Raw genomic sequence first — 15,983 nt, 5'->3', positions numbered from 1 at the left:
TCATCACCGGAATCTTCTGAGCGGTTGTGGATTCACTCGATGCGCCATGAGCGACTGCAGGGAGCCGGGCATGTGCGCGGGCACCGCGGTCGTTGATTGCGATGGACGGTGAGCGAATTCCGGCCAGCCGATGGCTCATGCCGTTGACGTGCATGCCGCCTGGCAGTTAATCGGCTGCTTCACCTCTGAGCCGGTGGGCTTGGCGTTCTCCGGTGGGAGTAAGTCCCAGCCAGATCGTAAGGTCCCACAACGCGCGCTCGTCGTAGTGCCGAACGAAGAGATCGTAGACGCGGTCCATGGTGGCGTCGATCGAGAGATCCCATCCTGTGAACTTTTCGCCCGGGTAGGGAAGGTCCCCGAGTTGCATGAGCTCGTCTTCCAAGAGCGATCGGATGGTTCGCAAAGCCAACTCTTGTCGGGCCGAAAGGGTTGCAGCGAGGTTGTCGTGGATGATCACCGATTCCACCTCCGTCAGCGGCACCAGATCGTAGAGCGCACTGGTGAGCAGCTCGGCGCGCAGCCTGTCTTGTGCGGTTGACGCAGGCTGGCTCTCTGTGTGCCCGTCCTGATCGGGTTGAGTCATGATTCTCCGTACCTGGGAAATGTGTTTGGGCTGTGGCGGTTTCGGCACCAGGGAAAGTCAACGGCATTGCGGAAGCTCGCTGGTGCGGATAGGCACTGTGCACACTCGGCTGCTTCACCGCCACATCTAGCTCGGCGCGGCGCCGTGCAGGCCCGCCGCCCGGACCACCTGGTGCCGGCTGGTCACGGAACGTTGGCCGATTTCCCTGCGTGCCAGGGTGAGTTGAGTCCAGTGGTTCATAGCAAACCGGCCTGATGCAGGGCGAGATACGGATCAACACGCCATGAGCAGTTCGATGATGACGTCGGTGCATGACAATGAACGGATGGATGAAGCCCACCCGCGCGCCGACGGGCCGCGCCGCCGGCGTGCGTTCTCGGCGGCCGAGAAGTTGGCCCACCTGGATGCCTACGAGCAGGCCTGCGAGCACGGTGAGGGCGGTGCCTATCTGAGGCGGGAGGGCTTGTATTCGTCGTCGATCAGCGAATGGCGCAGGCAGCGCGATGCGGGTGTGCTGGCGGGCAAACAGCCCGGCGAGAAGATCGGCAAGCTGACCGCTGAGCAGGCTGAAATCGCCCGTCTCAAGCGGGAGAACGCGCAGATGAGCAAGCGCCTGGCCACCACCGAGGCCGCGCTGGACATCATGGGAAAAGCACACGCTCTCTTGGAAAGTCTTTCCGAGAGAGCGGATTCCGACGAGCAACCGAAGAAGCGCTGACCGAGGCCTACGGGTCGCTGCTCGCGGTCGGCGTGTCGACCAGGCACGCAGCGGCGTTGACTGGCGTGGTGCGCTCAACGGCGATCCGGCGGCGCAACACCGCCACGGCACCTACGCCGGCGGTGTCGCCGCAACCGGTGGTCGAGCCGGTCAACAAGCTGACCGAGTTGGAGCGGCAGTTGGTTGTGGCGACGCTCACCAGCGCCCGGTTCGTCGATCTGGCACCGTTGCAGATCTATGCCCAACTGCTCGATGAGGGCGTTTATCTGTGTTCGGTGTCCACGATGTACCGGGTGCTGCGCGAGAACAGGCAGGTCAAGGAGCGGCGCCGGCTGGCCCGCCATCCCGCCAAGGTGTGTCCGGAGTTGGTCGCGACCGCGCCGCGGCAGGTGTATTCCTGGGACATCACCAAGGTGCCCGGGCCGGTCAAGGGTGTCTATTTCGACGCGTACGTGATGATCGACATCTACTCCCGCTACATTGTCGGTGTCCACGTCCATGCTCATGAATCCGGTGTTCTGGCCAAGGAACTCATCGAGCAGGTGTTCAAGGTGCACGGCGTTCCCCACGTCGTGCACGCCGATCGGGGCACGTCGATGACCAGCAAGACCGTCGCGACACTGCTCGCCGATCTCGAGGTCACCCGATCACATTCGAGGCCTCGGGTATCCAACGACAACCCGTTCTCGGAGTCGCTGTTCAAGACGCTGAAGTACGGGCCGGAGTTTCCCGAGCGCTTCGGCTCCCTGTCTGAGGCAAGGCAATTCATGGATGACTTCGCCCACTGGTACAACCACGAGCATCGTCATACCGGGATCGGATTGCACACCCCCGCCAACGTGCACTTCGGGCTCGCCACCGACAAAGCCGCCGAGCGACGTGCCGTCCTGACCGACGCCCGTGCCCGACACCCGCACCGCTTCAGCACCCACCGTGCGCCGAAGATCCTCGACCTGCCCGACACCGTCTGGATCAACCCACCAGCCCAGGAGGCCGACACGACCGCCGCTTAACACCCGATGGACTCATCCGCCTTGACAAGTTCCGTTTCAGCATCGAGTTGTCCCGCTCATGCCGTTGACGCCTATGCCGACTGTTAGCTAGTCGGTTGCTTCACCCCTGAGCCTGTGGGCTTGTTGTTCTCCAGCGGGAGTCAGTCCCAGCCAGACCGCAAATTCCCAAAGATCAGGTTGTTCGTACTTGCCGACGAAGAGATCGTGGACGCGGTCCATGGCGGCGTCCGTCGAGAGATCCCATCCTGCGAACTTTTCGCCCGGGTAGGGCAAATCCCCGAGTTGCATGAGCTCGTCTTCCAACAGCGATCGGATGGTTCGCAAAGCCAACTCTTGTCGGGCCGAAAGGGTTGCAGCGAGGTTGTCGTGGATGATCACCGATTCCACCTCCGCCAGCGGCACCAGATCGTAGAGCGCACTGGTGAGCAGCTCGGCGCGCAGCCTGTCTTGTACGGTCGACGCAGGCTGGCTCTCTGCGTGCCTGTTCTGATCGGGTTGCGTCATGATTCTCCATGCTTGGGCACTGTGGTTGGGCTGTCGTGGTTGCAGGACGAGGGGAGTCACCAGCATTGGCGTCATCCCGGGGTGAATTCGTCTAGGTCACCTAGCTCGTCTTTGCCCAACACCGGGGGTCCGTGGTGGCTGTAGGGTGGGTGAACAGGGTGGGGGACGGATTCTGGCGGTACCGGGCCGATACCGATTATTGGCGGTGCGCGGCCGGGCGCCGGCGTGGCGGTTGGGGGTTCGACCGGTGTGCGGGCGGGTGGCGCTACCCTGGGGGGTGCGGGAATGTCCGGCACGCCGCCCCTGGGGTTTAGGTGCACCTTTGTGTAGTCACCCTTGCTCGGGTAGCGGACATCAATGACGGGCTGTCCGGTCGACTCGGCAGCCCAGCGTTGCCCAATCGTTGTGCCATCAGGAAGCCGATATCTAGTGCCTTTGCTGGGATCGCCGTAGCCGTTCGGGATTTCCACCCCGTTTTGTTGGGCCCACTGCCACAGGTTCTCGAGATCCGCCGGTGAACGGACTTCCCTGACCCGTGGATTTTCACCTTGTGGGAGTTTGTCCAGCACTCGGCGGATATCGTCGGCAGTTGGGCCGTTTGGCGGTCCTGACTCAGGCGTGGGTGCCGGTGTTGGGTCCTGTTTCCAGTGGTGGTCGACGGCTTGGACGCGGCTTTGATTTGGCGGCACAGCGCGGGCAGGCATCGATGGGAAGGTGTGGCGGATGCCAACTACAGAAGCGGTGATGTGATCGGCCACGTGCTGATCGAGTCTGACCAGTTGAGCGGCACGCTGGCGGATTTCGCCGGCGAAGGCTTGCGCTTGGGCTTGGCGGGCAAGGCGCTGCGCGGTCGACCCGCTCTTGGAGCGGTCGGTGACCGACAGGTCTTCGCCGACATCGAATCCGGCGGTACGGGCATCCTCGACCGCGTAACGCACCCGCGAGCGCGACGCATACAAGTCTGAGGCTCCACTGCGGGCCACCTTGGCCGCCTCATGCAACTGATCGGCCGCTGCGCTGGTGGTGAGCATGTCGGAATGCGTCTCGGTGTGCAGCAAATCGGCTGCTGCGCCTTGCCAATCCACTGCTAGCGCGTCTCGCCAGACCTGGTTGGCGACCCCGTAGCAGCGCCGGGCGACAGCCTCCCAGTGGTCGGCGGCCTCGGTGAGATGTTCGGTGGGCCAGGCCATTAGCTGCGCAAGGGCCGGAAACGCGGTGACCGTCGACATTGCTAGACGCGGATCGCCGGCGGCGCCACAGCGGCCAGCATGTTCGCTGAAGCGGCCTCGTTGGCGAGGTAGCCACTGTCAGCCTCGGCGACGTAACTGGCCCGCAGGTTCACACGAGCGGCCAGCGCCGCTGAAAAAGCTGTGACATCGCCGTCGGCGCCGCTGACTGCAGCAGCGCTGGCCTGACACGACAAACCCAGCCGCGTCGGCGCCGTCGTCTCGTTAAGGTCGTCCACCAACGCGCCCCATCGGGTGCTCAGAGTCCGGAGAGCACCGGGATCGACGCGGAAATGCGGCTGCACGGCGGCAGCTTAGCCACCCTCTTCGACGCTCGCACTTCACCAGTGGGATCGGCTGAACCGCTCGATTCAAAAGGAGCGGGCGCACAACGATGGGCGCCCCGCGACGTCGACCATTTATGAGCGGGGCAAGCGTCCGCTCGAGTCACATCTTGGATGCGGTGCATCACTTCGGTGCCATCCGATCTGGGCGAATCACGGAGCCAGACTCGGCATCTCCCGGATCCCAAACTCACGCCGCAACAGCGTCCGCGCCGCATAGTAACCGGCCATCCCATGCACGCCCGCACCCGGCGGGGTGGCCGCCGAACACAGATACACCTTGGGAATCGGTGTGCTCCAAGGGTTTACCCGCGGAGTGGGGCCGGCGAGCGCACGTACCGCGGAGTTGCCGCCCACGCTGATATCACCGCCGACGTAATTGGCGTTGTGATCGCTCATGCGTGCGGCTGGCACGCTGCGGGCCGCCACCACGATGTCGCGGAAGCCCGGCGCGAATCCTTCCACTACTCGGGTTACCGCTTCGGTTGCGTCCTCGGTAGATCCGGCGGGCACATGCGCGTAGGTCCAGAACGGCCGTCGCCCTTGGTCGTCTATCCGACTGGGGTCGGTGATGTGTGGCAGCGCGCCGAGGATCATTGGTGCGGCGGCATGATGTCCGGCCGCGATGTCCGCCTCGGCCCGCACCATCTGCTCGCGCGTGCCGCCGAGATGGAGGGTTGGCGCTTGGTTGAGCCGCGGATCCGACCACGGGATGTCCTCGCTCAGCACGAAATCCACCTTGGCCGCTCCGGAGCCAAATCGATAGCGGCGCAACGCATTAGCGTACCGGTCTGGAATCGAGTGACGGTAAACGTCCAGCAGGGTGGTCGGCGCGGTGTCGTAAACCGCGACGCCGTCGAGCGCCTCGGTGACCTCAACGCCGGCCGCGATCTCGCCTCCGTGCGCGCGCAGGTCGGCGATCAGCGCGTCGGAGATCACCTGAGTGCCGCCCACCGGGATCGGCCAGCCCACCGCGTGAGCGAGCGTCGCGAGCATCAGTCCCGCGCCTGCCGAGGCCAGCGACGGCAGCGGTGTAATCGCATGCGCCGCAACGCCGGTGAACAAGGCGCGGGCATCCTCGCCGGCCAGTGCGCCCCACGCCGGGGTGCCCTGCGTCAGCATCCGCAACCCGAGGCGGACAACCGTCGGCAAATCTCTGGGCAACGATCGTTTGTCGCCGAGCAGGAAGGCCACGACCGCGTCCGCGTGGGACACGAGCGGCCCGAGAAAGTGCCGCCATGGCTCACCGGCGTCCAGTTCGGCGCAGGTTCGCTCTAAATCCCGGTACGCGATGGCCGCCGGCCGTCCCGGCAACGGGTTGGCGTAGGAGATCTCGGGCACGGACAGCTGGACCCCGCGTGCGGTGAGATTGAACTCGGCGAAGAACGGCGACGCCAGTGCCAGCGGGTGCACCGCCGAGCAGATGTCGTGCAGAACTCCGGGAAATTCGAGATCGGCCGCGCTGCGTGCGCCCCCGCCGAAGGTCGGCTGGGCCTCGAGGACCTGCACTTTCAATCCCGCGCGGGCACAGATGACGGCCGCGGCGAGCCCGTTGGGTCCGCTGCCGACGACGGTGACGTCCATCTGTGAATTACAGCCGACGACGTCGTCGAAGGGAATTCCGCACCTAGTTCAGGCCGGACATGACGCACAACACCTCGTCGAGGGTGGCGGTCGCGAGCCCGGCCGCGGCGGCCCGTCGGCCCAGTTCGGCGAGCGGATCGGGGGCGTCGGCACGGACACCCCCAATGCGATCGAGTCGGGCGGTGTCGAACATTGCCGGACCGTGCGCCACTTGCCCGCGAACTACATAGCGTCCAGCGCCGGGCGCGCGCGACACCACGTCATCGGTCGCGCTCGTACCGATCAGCGTGTCCGCATCGGCGAAGTTGACCGCCACCTGGTAAACGTTGTCCTCGGCCTCGAACACGCTCGTCAGGCGGGTGATCAAGCGCTCCTGGGTATAGAACTGCCCGCCGTGCCCCAGGTGCAGCCAGAACCGTCCGTAGATCTGGTCGCGGATCTGAGACAAAAGGGCTCCCGCAGACTCTCCGGCGGTGATCGGACAGAACTCCAGAAACGGATACCGTTCGAGCAATTCCGCTCGATCGGCCGCAGGCATGCCCGCATCGACCACCAGATAGCGGCCGATCCGCGATAAGTCGTTGCAGCAGTTCAGAAATGAGTTCAGCGTCACCTCGGTGCGGTCGCGATCCGGCCCTGCGATCAGGCTGAGCACCACCTCGGCGTCGCGGCGGTGGCCTGCCAGGTGCAGCGCCAGCTCACCGGGGTAAGAGGCGGCGGCTTCGAAAATCCTTGGCGCGCTGTTGTCGCAGTTGGCGGAGATCCGTTGCCGATCCTCTGCGGGAAGGCCGGGCCGGGCCAGGGCTCGCCGCCAGAGCGCGACCGCCTCGGCGTGCTCGCCGATCCACGATGCGCAGACGGCAGCCTCGTCCAGCGCACCCCAGGTGTAGGTATCCGCACCGACAAGAAATGTGTCCTCAGTGGGAAACGGGATCTCGGCGGCGTGCTTGGCGAACAGATAGCCGAGCCGGTAGCGCTCGTCGAGACGGTAGCGATAAGCGATGGCGTACAACGGTTCCGCGCGGGTCGGCCGGAATTCCCAGGCCCTCAGGTAGGCGCTCTCTACCTCCGGCCAGGGCGCACCCATCGACCACATCGACTCCGCGACTCGGTACATCGATTGGTAGGTCTCCTCGACCCATCCGCCCATATCGACCCGGCGCTGATACCACTTGCGCGCGTTGTCGAAATCGCCTAAATCAAAATAACTTTGCGCCAGATAGAACACCGACCGCGCATCATCAGGATTGCGCTCGATCTCGGCCAGCAGCAGGTCGCGGTCGCTCTCGTATTTCTGCTGCGGATTGCGGTTGCGTGCTCCGAGGCGGCGAGAATCGATGTAGTAGTCACCGTCGAGTCGGTCGTGACTGAAATCGGAGTCGACGATGACGTCTTCATGGACCACGCCTGCGTAGCGGACCGGCAACCCGTCGCGGAAGAGGTTGGGCCGCCAGAAGACATTCGAGGTTTGGCGATAGCGGAGCTGGTAGAGATCTTTGCCCAACTGGCCGAAATCGAGGTCGCCCATCACCTTGTCGTCGGCGTCGAGGACCCAGATGTAGTCGCCGTGGCCCTGGGCAAGGGTCAACGCCTCGGACCGGTTGTGCCCGAAATCGCGCCACGGGCGCTCATGGAGCTCCCCGGGAATGCCAAGGCGGGCCATGTGATCGCGGATGACGGACTGGGTCCCGTCGTCGGAGCCGGTGTCCACGATCACCCATGCACTGATGTACCGCGCGATGTCGTCCAGGGTTTCCTTGACGATCGCCGCCTCGTTGCGGACGATCATGTTGACGCAGATCGCCGGGCGTACGAGGGAGGACACGGCCGGATAGTACTCAGCGGCGCGGGCGCTCCTCAGCGGGCCCGGACGGCCCGCATCGTCGCACCGCTGGTTCTGATGGCGGGGACCCGCAGCGCCCGACTCCGTCGGGCTCGCGATCCCCGACTACGCTGTCCGCGTGAACTTGCCTGTTGTTTTGATCGCCGACAAACTCGCTCAATCAACCGTCGCTGCCCTGGGAGACCAGGTCGAGGTGCGCTGGGTAGACGGTCCCGACCGCGAGAAGCTGCTGGCCGCGGTGCCCGAGGCGGACGCTCTGCTGGTGCGGTCGGCCACCACCGTCGACGCCGAGGTACTCGCCGCCGCCCCCAAACTGAAGATCGTCGCTCGTGCCGGCGTCGGCCTGGACAACGTCGACGTCGACGCCGCCACCGCGCGCGGCGTGCTGGTAGTCAACGCGCCCACGTCCAACATCCACAGCGCCGCTGAGCACGCGATCGCCCTGCTGCTGGCCGCATCCCGCCAGATCCCGGCCGCCGACGCCACGTTGCGCGAGCACACCTGGAAGCGGTCCAAATTCTCCGGCACCGAGATCTTCGGCAAGACCGTCGGTGTGGTGGGTCTGGGCCGCATCGGCCAGCTGGTCGCCCAGCGGATCGCCGCCTTCGGAGCTCATCTGGTCGCCTACGACCCGTACGTGTCGCACGCCCGCGCCGCCCAGCTGGGCATCGAACTGCTGCCGCTCGACGAGCTGCTGGAACGCGCCGACTTCATCTCGGTGCACCTGCCCAAAACCCCGGAGACCGCCGGTCTGATCGGCAAGGAGGCGCTGGCCAAGACCAAGCCCGGCGTCATCATCGTCAATGCCGCCCGCGGCGGTCTGATCGACGAGGCTGCCCTCGCCGAAGCCATCACCAGCGGCCACGTCCGCGGGGCGGGTCTCGACGTGTTCGCCACCGAGCCCTGCACCGACAGCCCGTTGTTCGAGCTGCCGCAGGTGGTCGTCACGCCGCACCTGGGCGCCTCGACGGCCGAGGCGCAGGACCGGGCCGGCACCGACGTCGCCGAGAGCGTGCGACTGGCGCTGGCCGGCGAATTCGTCCCGGACGCCGTCAACATCGGTGGCGGCGTGGTCAACGAAGAGGTGGCGCCGTGGCTCGACCTGGTGCGCAAGCTCGGCGTGCTGGCGGCCGCGCTGTCCGACGAGCTGCCCGCATCCCTGTCGGTGCAGGTGCGCGGTGAGTTGGCCGCCGAGGATGTCGAGGTGCTGAAGCTGTCGGCGCTGCGCGGCCTGTTCTCCGCCGTCATCGAAGACGCCGTCACCTTCGTCAACGCCCCCGCGCTGGCCGCCGAACGCGGCGTCACGGCCGAGATCAGCAAGGCCACCGAAAGCCCCAACCACCGCAGCGTGGTGGACGTTCGGGCCGTCGGCTCGGACGGCTCGGTCGTCAACGTCGCGGGAACGCTGACCGGGCCGCAGCTGGTGGAGAAGATCGTGCAGATCAATGGCCGCAGCTACGACCTGCGCGCCGAGGGCATCAACCTGGTGATCAACTACGCCGACCAGCCCGGCGCGCTGGGCAAGATCGGGACGCTGCTCGGGGCGGCCGGGGTGAACATCCAGGCCGCGCAGTTGTCCGAGGACACCGAGGGCCCGAGCGCCACCGTTGTTCTAAGGCTGGACCAGGACGTGCCGGCCGACGTGCGCTCGGCCATCACCGAGTCGGTGGGCGCGAACAAGCTCGAAGTGGTTGATTTCTCGTGACGAAGCTCGCCGTCATCGCCGGCGACGGGATCGGTCCGGAGGTCATTGCCGAGGCCATCAAGGTCCTCGACGTCGTCTTGCCCGGTGTTGAGAAGACCGAGTACGACCTGGGTGCCCGCCGCTTCCACGCCACCGGTGAAGTGCTGCCGGAATCGGTGGTGCCCGAACTGCGCCAGCATGACGCCATCCTGCTCGGCGCGATCGGTGACCCGTCGGTCCCCAGCGGTGTGTTGGAGCGGGGGCTGTTGCTGCGCATGCGCTTCGAGCTCGACCATCACGTCAATCTGCGTCCGGCCCGGCTGTACCCGGGTGTGACGAGCCCGCTGGCCGGAAACCCCGATATCGACTTCGTCGTGGTGCGTGAGGGCACCGAGGGGCCCTACACCGGCAACGGCGGCGCAATCCGCGTCGGCACCCCCCATGAGGTGGCCACTGAGGTCAGCGTCAACACCGCGTACGGGGTGCGCCGGGTGGTGACCGACGCGTTCGAGCGCGCGATGAGACGGCGCAAGCACTTGACGCTGGTGCACAAGACCAACGTGCTGACCTTCGCCGGGGGACTCTGGCTGCGGACCGTGCAGGAGATCGGCGAGCAGTACCCCGACGTCGAGGTCGCCTACCAGCACGTCGACGCGGCGACGATCTTCCTGGCCACCGACCCCGGGCGGTTCGATGTGATCGTCACCGACAACCTGTTCGGCGACATCATCACCGACCTGGCCGCGGCCGTGTGTGGGGGTATCGGCCTGGCCGCCAGCGGCAACATCGACGCGACCCGGACCAACCCGTCGATGTTCGAGCCGGTGCACGGCAGCGCTCCGGACATCGCCGGGCAGGGCATCGCCGATCCGACCGCAGCGATCATGTCGGTGGCGCTGCTGCTGGCCCATCTTGGCGAGGACGCGGCGGCTGCCCGGGTGGATCGTGCGGTCGCGGCCTACCTTGCGACTCGCGGGGACGAACGGCCTGCCACCAGCGTTGTCGGCGAACGGATTGCAGCCGGGCTCTAGTTTCGAGCCCGGGCGGCAACACCCGGGTCGGCACCAGTGGCGCCGCGGCCAACGGGAACAACGCGCACAACGCCCACGCCAGCGGATAGGCGGCGGCGGTGATCAACGCGCCGAACATGGGTGGCCCGGCGGCGGCCATCAGTCGCTGCGTGGTGTTCTGGGTGCCCAGCGCACGTCCACTCCAGTAGGGACCGGCGAATTCGGTGATGGCGGTGGCCTCCAGTCCGTTGTCGAGCACCGCCAGTACCGAGACCATGATCATCAACATCACGTCGAAGCGCGAACCGACCCGGTCGCTCAGCGACAGCAGGACCAGAGCCAGCGCGGCCGCGAGGGCGATGATGCGGACCGGACGCATCCGCGAGCCGACGCGATCCGACCAGCGGCCGACCAGGATTCGGCCGCCCGCCCCGATCAGCTGCGAGATGGTCACCAAGCCGCCGGCCGCCGCCACTGACCAGTGATGCTCGTTGATCAGCCAGACGAGCATGAAGGTGACCGTCACCGTCTGGGGCATCATCAACAGAGCCGACGCCGCGTGGATTCGCCACAACACGTTCGAACCGCGGTAGGGGCTGGCCAGTTCCTGGTGCGAGGCCGTCCGCCGGGATTTGCGTGGCGGGTCGACGACGCCGATGAGGCAGACGAGCGTTGCTATCCCGCACATCACCGCCGGGAACATCAGCGCCGCGTGCGCGCTGTTCTCGGCGAGCTCGGGAATCACCAAGGCGCCCAACGCGATTCCGAGTGGTTGGGCGGTCTGGCGGAAACCCATCGCCAGTCCCCGCTGCTGCGGCGGAAACCACCCGGACACCAGCCGGCCGCCCGCGGTGTTGGCGCTGGCGGCTGCCATGCCGCCGAGGAAGAGGAAGACGCCCATCAGTAGCAGCGAGTGAACGGAGGCGGCGGCATAGGCGGCGGCTGCCGTCAGTGCCGAGCCGATGGTCAACACGATGCGTTCGCCGACGCGGTCCAATGCGTAGCCCCAGGCGACCAGAGTGACGACCATGCCCCAGCTCGGCATCGACGCCAGCAGACCCGCTTGGGCGAGGGGCGTTCCGCGTGCCGCTTCCAGGCGGGGGATGAGGAAGGCGATGCCGTTGATGAAGAGGAAGGAACTCGTCGTGGCGACCAGCGAGACGGCGACGATCGACCACCGCGCGACCGCACTGGCCGGTTCCCGAGGCATTTACTCATGCTTGCACAGCAGCAACGTCGTTTTGGCCGCCGCGGTCGCCGGGTCCGTCGCCTGCCCGACGTCTACTCACCGTCGAGTCCGTCGCCTAACCGGCGCCTACTCACCGTCGGGTCCGTCGCCTACCCGCCGTCGAGACTGCGAATTTGGCGGGCTCTACTCGTACTTTCGCTGCAAATTCGCAGCCTGGGTGACGCGGACCCTCCAGGCCCGCAGCGCCCGGCTACGCCGGGCGCGTGGCCCCAGATAGGCTCATCCGAATGCGCCTTGGACGAATCGCCAGCCCGGACGGTGTCGCTTTTGTCAGCATCGAAGGAGATCTCAACGACCCCGCCGCGATGACGGTCCGCGAAATTGCCGAGCACCCGTTCGGCACGCCGACCTTTACCGGCCGGTCCTGGCCACTGGCCGACGTCCGGTTGCTGGCCCCGATACTTGCCAGCAAGGTCGTCTGCATCGGCAAGAACTACGCCGACCACATCGCCGAGATGGGCGGCCAGGCCCCGGCCGACCCGGTGATCTTCCTCAAGCCCAACACCGCCATCATCGGGCCCAACGTGCCGATCAGATTGCCCGCCAACGCATCACCGGTGCATTTCGAGGGCGAGCTGGCGGTGGTCATCGGCCGGGCGTGCAAAGACGTCAGCGCGGAGCAGGCCGCCGACAACATCCTCGGCTACACCATCGGCAACGACGTCTCGGCCCGTGATCAGCAGAAGTCCGACGGCCAGTGGACCAGGGCCAAGGGGCACGACACGTTCTGCCCCGTCGGCCCCTGGATCGTCACCGACATCGACCCCGGTGATCTCGCCCTGCGCACCGAAGTCAACGGTGACGTCAAGCAGGACGCGCGCACCTCGCTGATGATCCATGACGTCGGCGCCATCATCGAGTGGATCTCGGCGGTAATGACCCTGCTGCCAGGCGATCTCATCCTTACCGGAACCCCCGCCGGCGTCGGCCCGATCGAGGACGGCGACACCGTGTCGGTCACCGTCGAGGGTATCGGCACCCTTACCAATCCCGTTGTCCGCAAAGGAAAGTCGTGACCAACGCAGAGCACGTCCGGGTTAGGTTCTGCCCGTCGCCCACCGGCAAACCCCACGTCGGGATGATCCGCACCGCGCTGTTCAACTGGGCCTACGCCCGGCATACCGGCGGTACCTTCGTCTTCCGCATCGAGGACACCGACGCCGAACGCGACAGCGAGGAAAGCTATCTGGCGCTGCTCGACGCCCTGCGCTGGCTCGGGCTGGACTGGGACGAAGGACCCGAGGTGGGCGGCCCGTACGCGCCGTACCGGCAATCGCAGCGCAAAGACCGGTACCGCGATGTCGTCGCGCGCCTACTCGAGGCGGGCGAGGCGTACTACGCGTTCTCGACGCCGGAGGAGGTCGAGGCCCGGCACCTGGCGGCCGGACGGAACCCCAAACTCGGCTACGACAACTTCGACCGTCAGCTCACCGACGCGCAGCGGGCGGCATTTCTGGCCGAGGGGCGCCAGCCCGTGGTGCGGTTGCGGATGCCGGACGCCGACCTCGCCTGGGATGACCTGGTGCGCGGAACCACCAGCTTCGCGGCCGGTTCGGTGCCCGACTTCGCGTTGACGCGTGCCAACGGGGATCCGTTGTACACGTTGGTCAATCCGTGCGACGACGCGTTGATGAGGATCACCCACGTGCTGCGCGGCGAGGACCTGTTGCCGTCCACCCCGCGGCAGATCGCCCTGTACCAGGCGTTGATCCGGATCGGCGTGGCCGAGCGCATCCCGGAATTCGGTCACTTCCCACCGGTATTGGGGGAGGGGACCAAGAAGCTGTCCAAGCGTGACCCCCAGTCCAACCTGTTCCTGCACCGCGACCGTGGCTTCATCCCCGAAGGGCTGCTCAATTACCTTGCGCTGCTTGGCTGGTCGATCGCCGACGACCACGACCTGTTCAGCCTCGACGAGATGGTCGCCGCCTTCGACGTCGTCAACGTCACCTCCAACCCGGCTCGCTTCGACCAGAAGAAGGCCGACGCCATCAACGCAGAGCACATCCGCATGCTCACCGTCGACGACTTCACCACCCGGCTGCGCGACTACCTGGAAACCCACGGACACCGACTCGGGTTGGACGAGGGAGCTTTCAAGACGGTCGCCGAGCTGGTGCAGACGCGCATCGTCGTGCTCGGCGACGCCTGGGATCTGCTGAAGTTCTTCAACGACGACGAGTACGCGCTCGACCCCAAGGCCGCCGCCAAGGAATTGGGTCCGGATGCGGGCCCGGTGCTGGACGCGGCGACCGGTGCGCTCGAGGGCATCACGGACTGGACCACAGAACAGATCGAAACCGCTCTCAAGAGCTCCCTCATCGACGGAATGGAACTCAAACCTCGCAAGGCATTCGGGCCGATCCGGGTGGCCGCCACGGGCACCACGATCAGCCCGCCGTTGTTCGAGTCACTGGAACTTCTGGGCCGTGATCGCAGCCTGGGGAGGCTGCGCTCTGCGCGAGAGCGGGTCGGGTCGGCCTAGGCGTTCCAGGGCGTGCGTACGACGCCTGAAGTCTTTGGTAGTGTGCACTGCGGCTTCAAAGGCTTGGAACGGCTCGGATCCAGTAGCGCCAGGACGCGGGTGTTAACCCGCAGAATGTGCACTGACCAGAGGTTTTAGGTCGCAAATGGGGTATGGTGTAATTGGCAACACAGCTGATTCTGGTTCAGCCATTCTAGGTTCGAGTCCTGGTACCCCAGCAAAGCTCCACCGGCGCACGGCAGACGCCGAGCGATTAGGTGGGGTATCCGGGTTGAGCTATGCTGACTGCTCGGATCGTTTCTGGCCCCGTCGTCTAGCGGCCTAGGACGCCGCCCTCTCACGGCGGTAGCGTGGGTTCGAATCCCATCGGGGCTACAAAAACGATTTCTGCGGTTAGTGATCGCCGCCGCCTCTGGCGGCCGCCGCGGTCGTACCACCCACCGGCATGCTGGGCAGTCCCAGCTTGCGGTGATCCCACGAACGAGTCCGCCGGCTGACGATGCGCACGCCGACCCGCTTGTTCATCATCTGGTCCACGAACGGCTTCATGTCGTCGCTGTAGGGGCCCGTGTAGCGCTCCCACACGCTGACTCCGACCCGGTGCAGCGCGTCGGGATCGTCGACGATCTCGGCGACGCCTTCGAATGACACACCGCGCAGGGTGTCGTAGGTGTCGCCGTCCTCGAGAAGGAAGCTGACCCGAGGGTCGCGCCGGAGGTTGACCGCCTTCTGCGACTTGGCTTTGGTCTCCAGCCAGATCTCGCCGTCGACCACCGCGTACCACATCGCCACCAGATGCGGCTGCCCGTCGGGTCCGATGGTGGCCAGCGTGCCGGTCCGACTGTTGTTGATGAAGTCGGTGATCTCGGCCTCGGACATGACGATGCTCGCGCGTTGATTCGTTCCCATGGCGTCAGTGTGTCAGGCGCCCGTGCGTCGCCTCTGCACTGGTGGTGCCGAGCTTGCGCTCACCGTCGGCTCAAGCCTCTCAAGTGACCCCGGATGCAATCTCGGTGCACCCGGACGCGGTACTACAACCGCCGCGTCAACGCCTCAGCGGCGGCCAGAAGGTCGGCGGCCCAACGCGCGCCGGGACGCCGGCCCATCCGGTCGACCGGTCCCGAAACCGAGATCGCGGCGACCACCACGCCCCGCCCGTCGCGCACCGGCGCCGATACGCTCGCCACGCCCGGTTCGCGCTCGGCGACACTTTGCGCCCAGCCACGTTTGCGGACTTCGGCGAGTACCCGGTCGGTGAACATCGCCTTGGGCAGTACCGCTTTCTGGGTCGCAGGGTCGCTGTGGGCCAGCAGCACCTTCGCCCCGGATCCTGCCGTCATCGGCAGCCGGGCGCCGACCGGCACCGTATCGCGAAGGCCCGCAGGCGGTTCCAGAGCGGCGATGCAGACACGGGAGGTGCCTTCGCGACGGTACAACTGGACGCTTTCACCGGTGGTCTCCCGCAATTGGGGAAGTACCGCGGCGCTCGCGGCCAACAACGGGTCGCTGACATACGCCGAGAGTTCGGTGACCGCAGGACCGAGCCGCCACCGGCCCTCCTCGTCGCGACCCACCAGCCGATGCACTTCCAGCGCTGCGGCCAGCCGGTAAGCGGTGGCCCTGGGCAGGCCGGTGCGCTCGCACAGTTCGGCTAGCCCGCAGGGCGATTCCGCGATCGCATGCAGGATGCCGACGGCTTTGTCGAGGACGCCGATGCCGCTATGCTGTCTCACAAGAAGA

At 66.2% G+C, this 15,983-nt stretch carries 13 protein-coding genes, 2 tRNA genes and 1 pseudogene; 7 read left to right on the top strand and 9 right to left on the bottom strand.

Annotated elements, in window-relative coordinates:
* Positions 1-166: 166 nt before the first annotated feature.
* Positions 167-583: a hypothetical protein gene (locus QXH22_RS04120; protein WP_306274985.1), complete on the bottom strand. Its 417-nt coding sequence runs from the start codon at positions 581-583 to the stop codon at positions 167-169.
* Between the two features lie 325 nt (positions 584-908).
* On the opposite strand from QXH22_RS04120, the gene QXH22_RS04115 reads away from it, so the two are divergent.
* Positions 909-2,314 (top strand): IS3 family transposase gene (locus tag QXH22_RS04115; protein ID WP_142283675.1). Its coding sequence is split into 2 segments (ribosomal slippage): positions 909-1,275 and positions 1,275-2,314, totalling 1,407 coding nucleotides; the frame shifts between segments, so codons are not numbered across the junction.
* 87 nt (positions 2,315-2,401) lie between these two features.
* On the opposite strand, the gene QXH22_RS04110 is transcribed toward QXH22_RS04115, so the two are convergent.
* The 5 genes from QXH22_RS04110 to QXH22_RS04090 all read right to left on the bottom strand — a co-directional run bounded on the left by QXH22_RS04110 (position 2,402) and on the right by QXH22_RS04090 (position 7,761).
* Positions 2,402-2,818 carry a hypothetical protein gene (locus QXH22_RS04110; RefSeq protein ID WP_306241478.1) on the bottom strand — a complete coding sequence of 139 codons (417 nt, stop codon included), beginning with the start codon at positions 2,816-2,818 and terminating at the stop codon, positions 2,402-2,404.
* A 71-nt stretch (positions 2,819-2,889) separates the two neighbouring features.
* Complete coding sequence (locus tag QXH22_RS04105) at positions 2,890-4,047, bottom strand: hypothetical protein (RefSeq protein WP_306274984.1); 1,158 nt, start codon at positions 4,045-4,047, stop codon at positions 2,890-2,892.
* Between the two features lie 2 nt (positions 4,048-4,049).
* The gene (locus QXH22_RS04100) at positions 4,050-4,283 is read right to left on the bottom strand and encodes a hypothetical protein (protein WP_306274983.1); all 234 of its coding nucleotides are present in this window, start codon (positions 4,281-4,283) and stop codon (positions 4,050-4,052) included.
* A gap of 258 nt (positions 4,284-4,541) precedes the next feature.
* Positions 4,542-5,972 (bottom strand): NAD(P)/FAD-dependent oxidoreductase, encoded by a 1,431-nt coding sequence (locus QXH22_RS04095; protein WP_306274982.1) that lies wholly within the window; start codon positions 5,970-5,972, stop codon positions 4,542-4,544.
* A gap of 43 nt (positions 5,973-6,015) precedes the next feature.
* The gene (locus QXH22_RS04090) at positions 6,016-7,761 is read right to left on the bottom strand and encodes a glycosyltransferase (RefSeq protein ID WP_306275956.1); all 1,746 of its coding nucleotides are present in this window, start codon (positions 7,759-7,761) and stop codon (positions 6,016-6,018) included.
* A 172-nt stretch (positions 7,762-7,933) separates the two neighbouring features.
* Here QXH22_RS04090 and serA point away from each other — a divergent pair, with 172 nt between their 5' ends.
* Together serA and QXH22_RS04080 are read left to right on the top strand one after the other, a co-directional pair.
* The gene (serA, locus tag QXH22_RS04085) at positions 7,934-9,520 is read left to right on the top strand and encodes a phosphoglycerate dehydrogenase (protein ID WP_306241474.1); all 1,587 of its coding nucleotides are present in this window, start codon (positions 7,934-7,936) and stop codon (positions 9,518-9,520) included.
* Entirely contained in the window at positions 9,517-10,530 is a 1,014-nt protein-coding gene (locus QXH22_RS04080; protein WP_306274981.1) for a 3-isopropylmalate dehydrogenase, read from the top strand. The genes serA and QXH22_RS04080 overlap by 4 nt, the downstream gene beginning before the upstream one ends.
* Before the next feature lie 133 nt (positions 10,531-10,663).
* On the opposite strand, the pseudogene QXH22_RS04075 reads toward QXH22_RS04080, so the two are convergent.
* Positions 10,664-11,719 (bottom strand): annotated as a pseudogene (locus QXH22_RS04075) (MFS transporter); the annotation flags it as partial.
* 266 nt (positions 11,720-11,985) lie between these two features.
* Between QXH22_RS04075 and QXH22_RS04070 the strand changes: the two are divergent.
* From QXH22_RS04070 to QXH22_RS04055, 4 genes are all read left to right on the top strand, one after another.
* Positions 11,986-12,774, top strand: a complete 789-nt coding sequence (locus QXH22_RS04070; protein WP_306241472.1) for a fumarylacetoacetate hydrolase family protein — start codon at positions 11,986-11,988, stop codon at positions 12,772-12,774.
* Positions 12,771-14,243 carry a glutamate--tRNA ligase gene (gene gltX / locus QXH22_RS04065; protein WP_306274980.1) on the top strand — a complete coding sequence of 491 codons (1,473 nt, stop codon included), beginning with the start codon at positions 12,771-12,773 and terminating at the stop codon, positions 14,241-14,243. Before QXH22_RS04070 ends, gltX begins: the two co-directional genes overlap by 4 nt.
* Positions 14,244-14,389: 146 nt before the next feature.
* A tRNA-Gln gene (locus tag QXH22_RS04060) sits at positions 14,390-14,461 on the top strand.
* 84 nt (positions 14,462-14,545) lie between these two features.
* Positions 14,546-14,618 (top strand) — tRNA-Glu (locus QXH22_RS04055).
* A gap of 18 nt (positions 14,619-14,636) precedes the next feature.
* Here the strand turns inward: QXH22_RS04055 and QXH22_RS04050 are convergent.
* The gene (locus QXH22_RS04050; protein WP_306274979.1) at positions 14,637-15,152 is read right to left on the bottom strand and encodes a PPOX class F420-dependent oxidoreductase; all 516 of its coding nucleotides are present in this window, start codon (positions 15,150-15,152) and stop codon (positions 14,637-14,639) included.
* A 122-nt stretch (positions 15,153-15,274) separates the two neighbouring features.
* The gene (locus QXH22_RS04045; protein WP_306241469.1) at positions 15,275-15,976 is read right to left on the bottom strand and encodes an IclR family transcriptional regulator; all 702 of its coding nucleotides are present in this window, start codon (positions 15,974-15,976) and stop codon (positions 15,275-15,277) included.
* Positions 15,977-15,983 lie beyond the last annotated feature (7 nt).

This window comes from Mycobacterium sp. TY814 (assembly GCF_030755175.1).
In the GTDB taxonomy this organism is placed as follows: Bacteria; Actinomycetota; Actinomycetes; order Mycobacteriales; family Mycobacteriaceae; genus Mycobacterium.
This window is presented reverse-complemented; position numbering and strand designations above follow the sequence as displayed.

What these genes read in the sequence shown, in the direction of transcription:
- QXH22_RS04120 (WP_306274985.1), bottom strand. Translation starts at nt 583, where the DNA reads ATGACTCAACCCGATCAGGACGGGCACACAGAGAGCCAGCCTGCGTCA.
- QXH22_RS04090 (WP_306275956.1), bottom strand. Translation starts at nt 7,761, where the DNA reads ATGATCGTCCGCAACGAGGCGGCGATCGTCAAGGAAACCCTGGACGAC.
- QXH22_RS04050 (WP_306274979.1), bottom strand. Translation starts at nt 15,152, where the DNA reads ATGGGAACGAATCAACGCGCGAGCATCGTCATGTCCGAGGCCGAGATC.
- QXH22_RS04105 (WP_306274984.1), bottom strand. Translation starts at nt 4,047, where the DNA reads ATGTCGACGGTCACCGCGTTTCCGGCCCTTGCGCAGCTAATGGCCTGG.
- QXH22_RS04110 (WP_306241478.1), bottom strand. Translation starts at nt 2,818, where the DNA reads ATGACGCAACCCGATCAGAACAGGCACGCAGAGAGCCAGCCTGCGTCG.
- QXH22_RS04070 (WP_306241472.1), top strand. Translation starts at nt 11,986, where the DNA reads ATGCGCCTTGGACGAATCGCCAGCCCGGACGGTGTCGCTTTTGTCAGC.
- QXH22_RS04095 (WP_306274982.1), bottom strand. Translation starts at nt 5,972, where the DNA reads ATGGACGTCACCGTCGTCGGCAGCGGACCCAACGGGCTCGCCGCGGCC.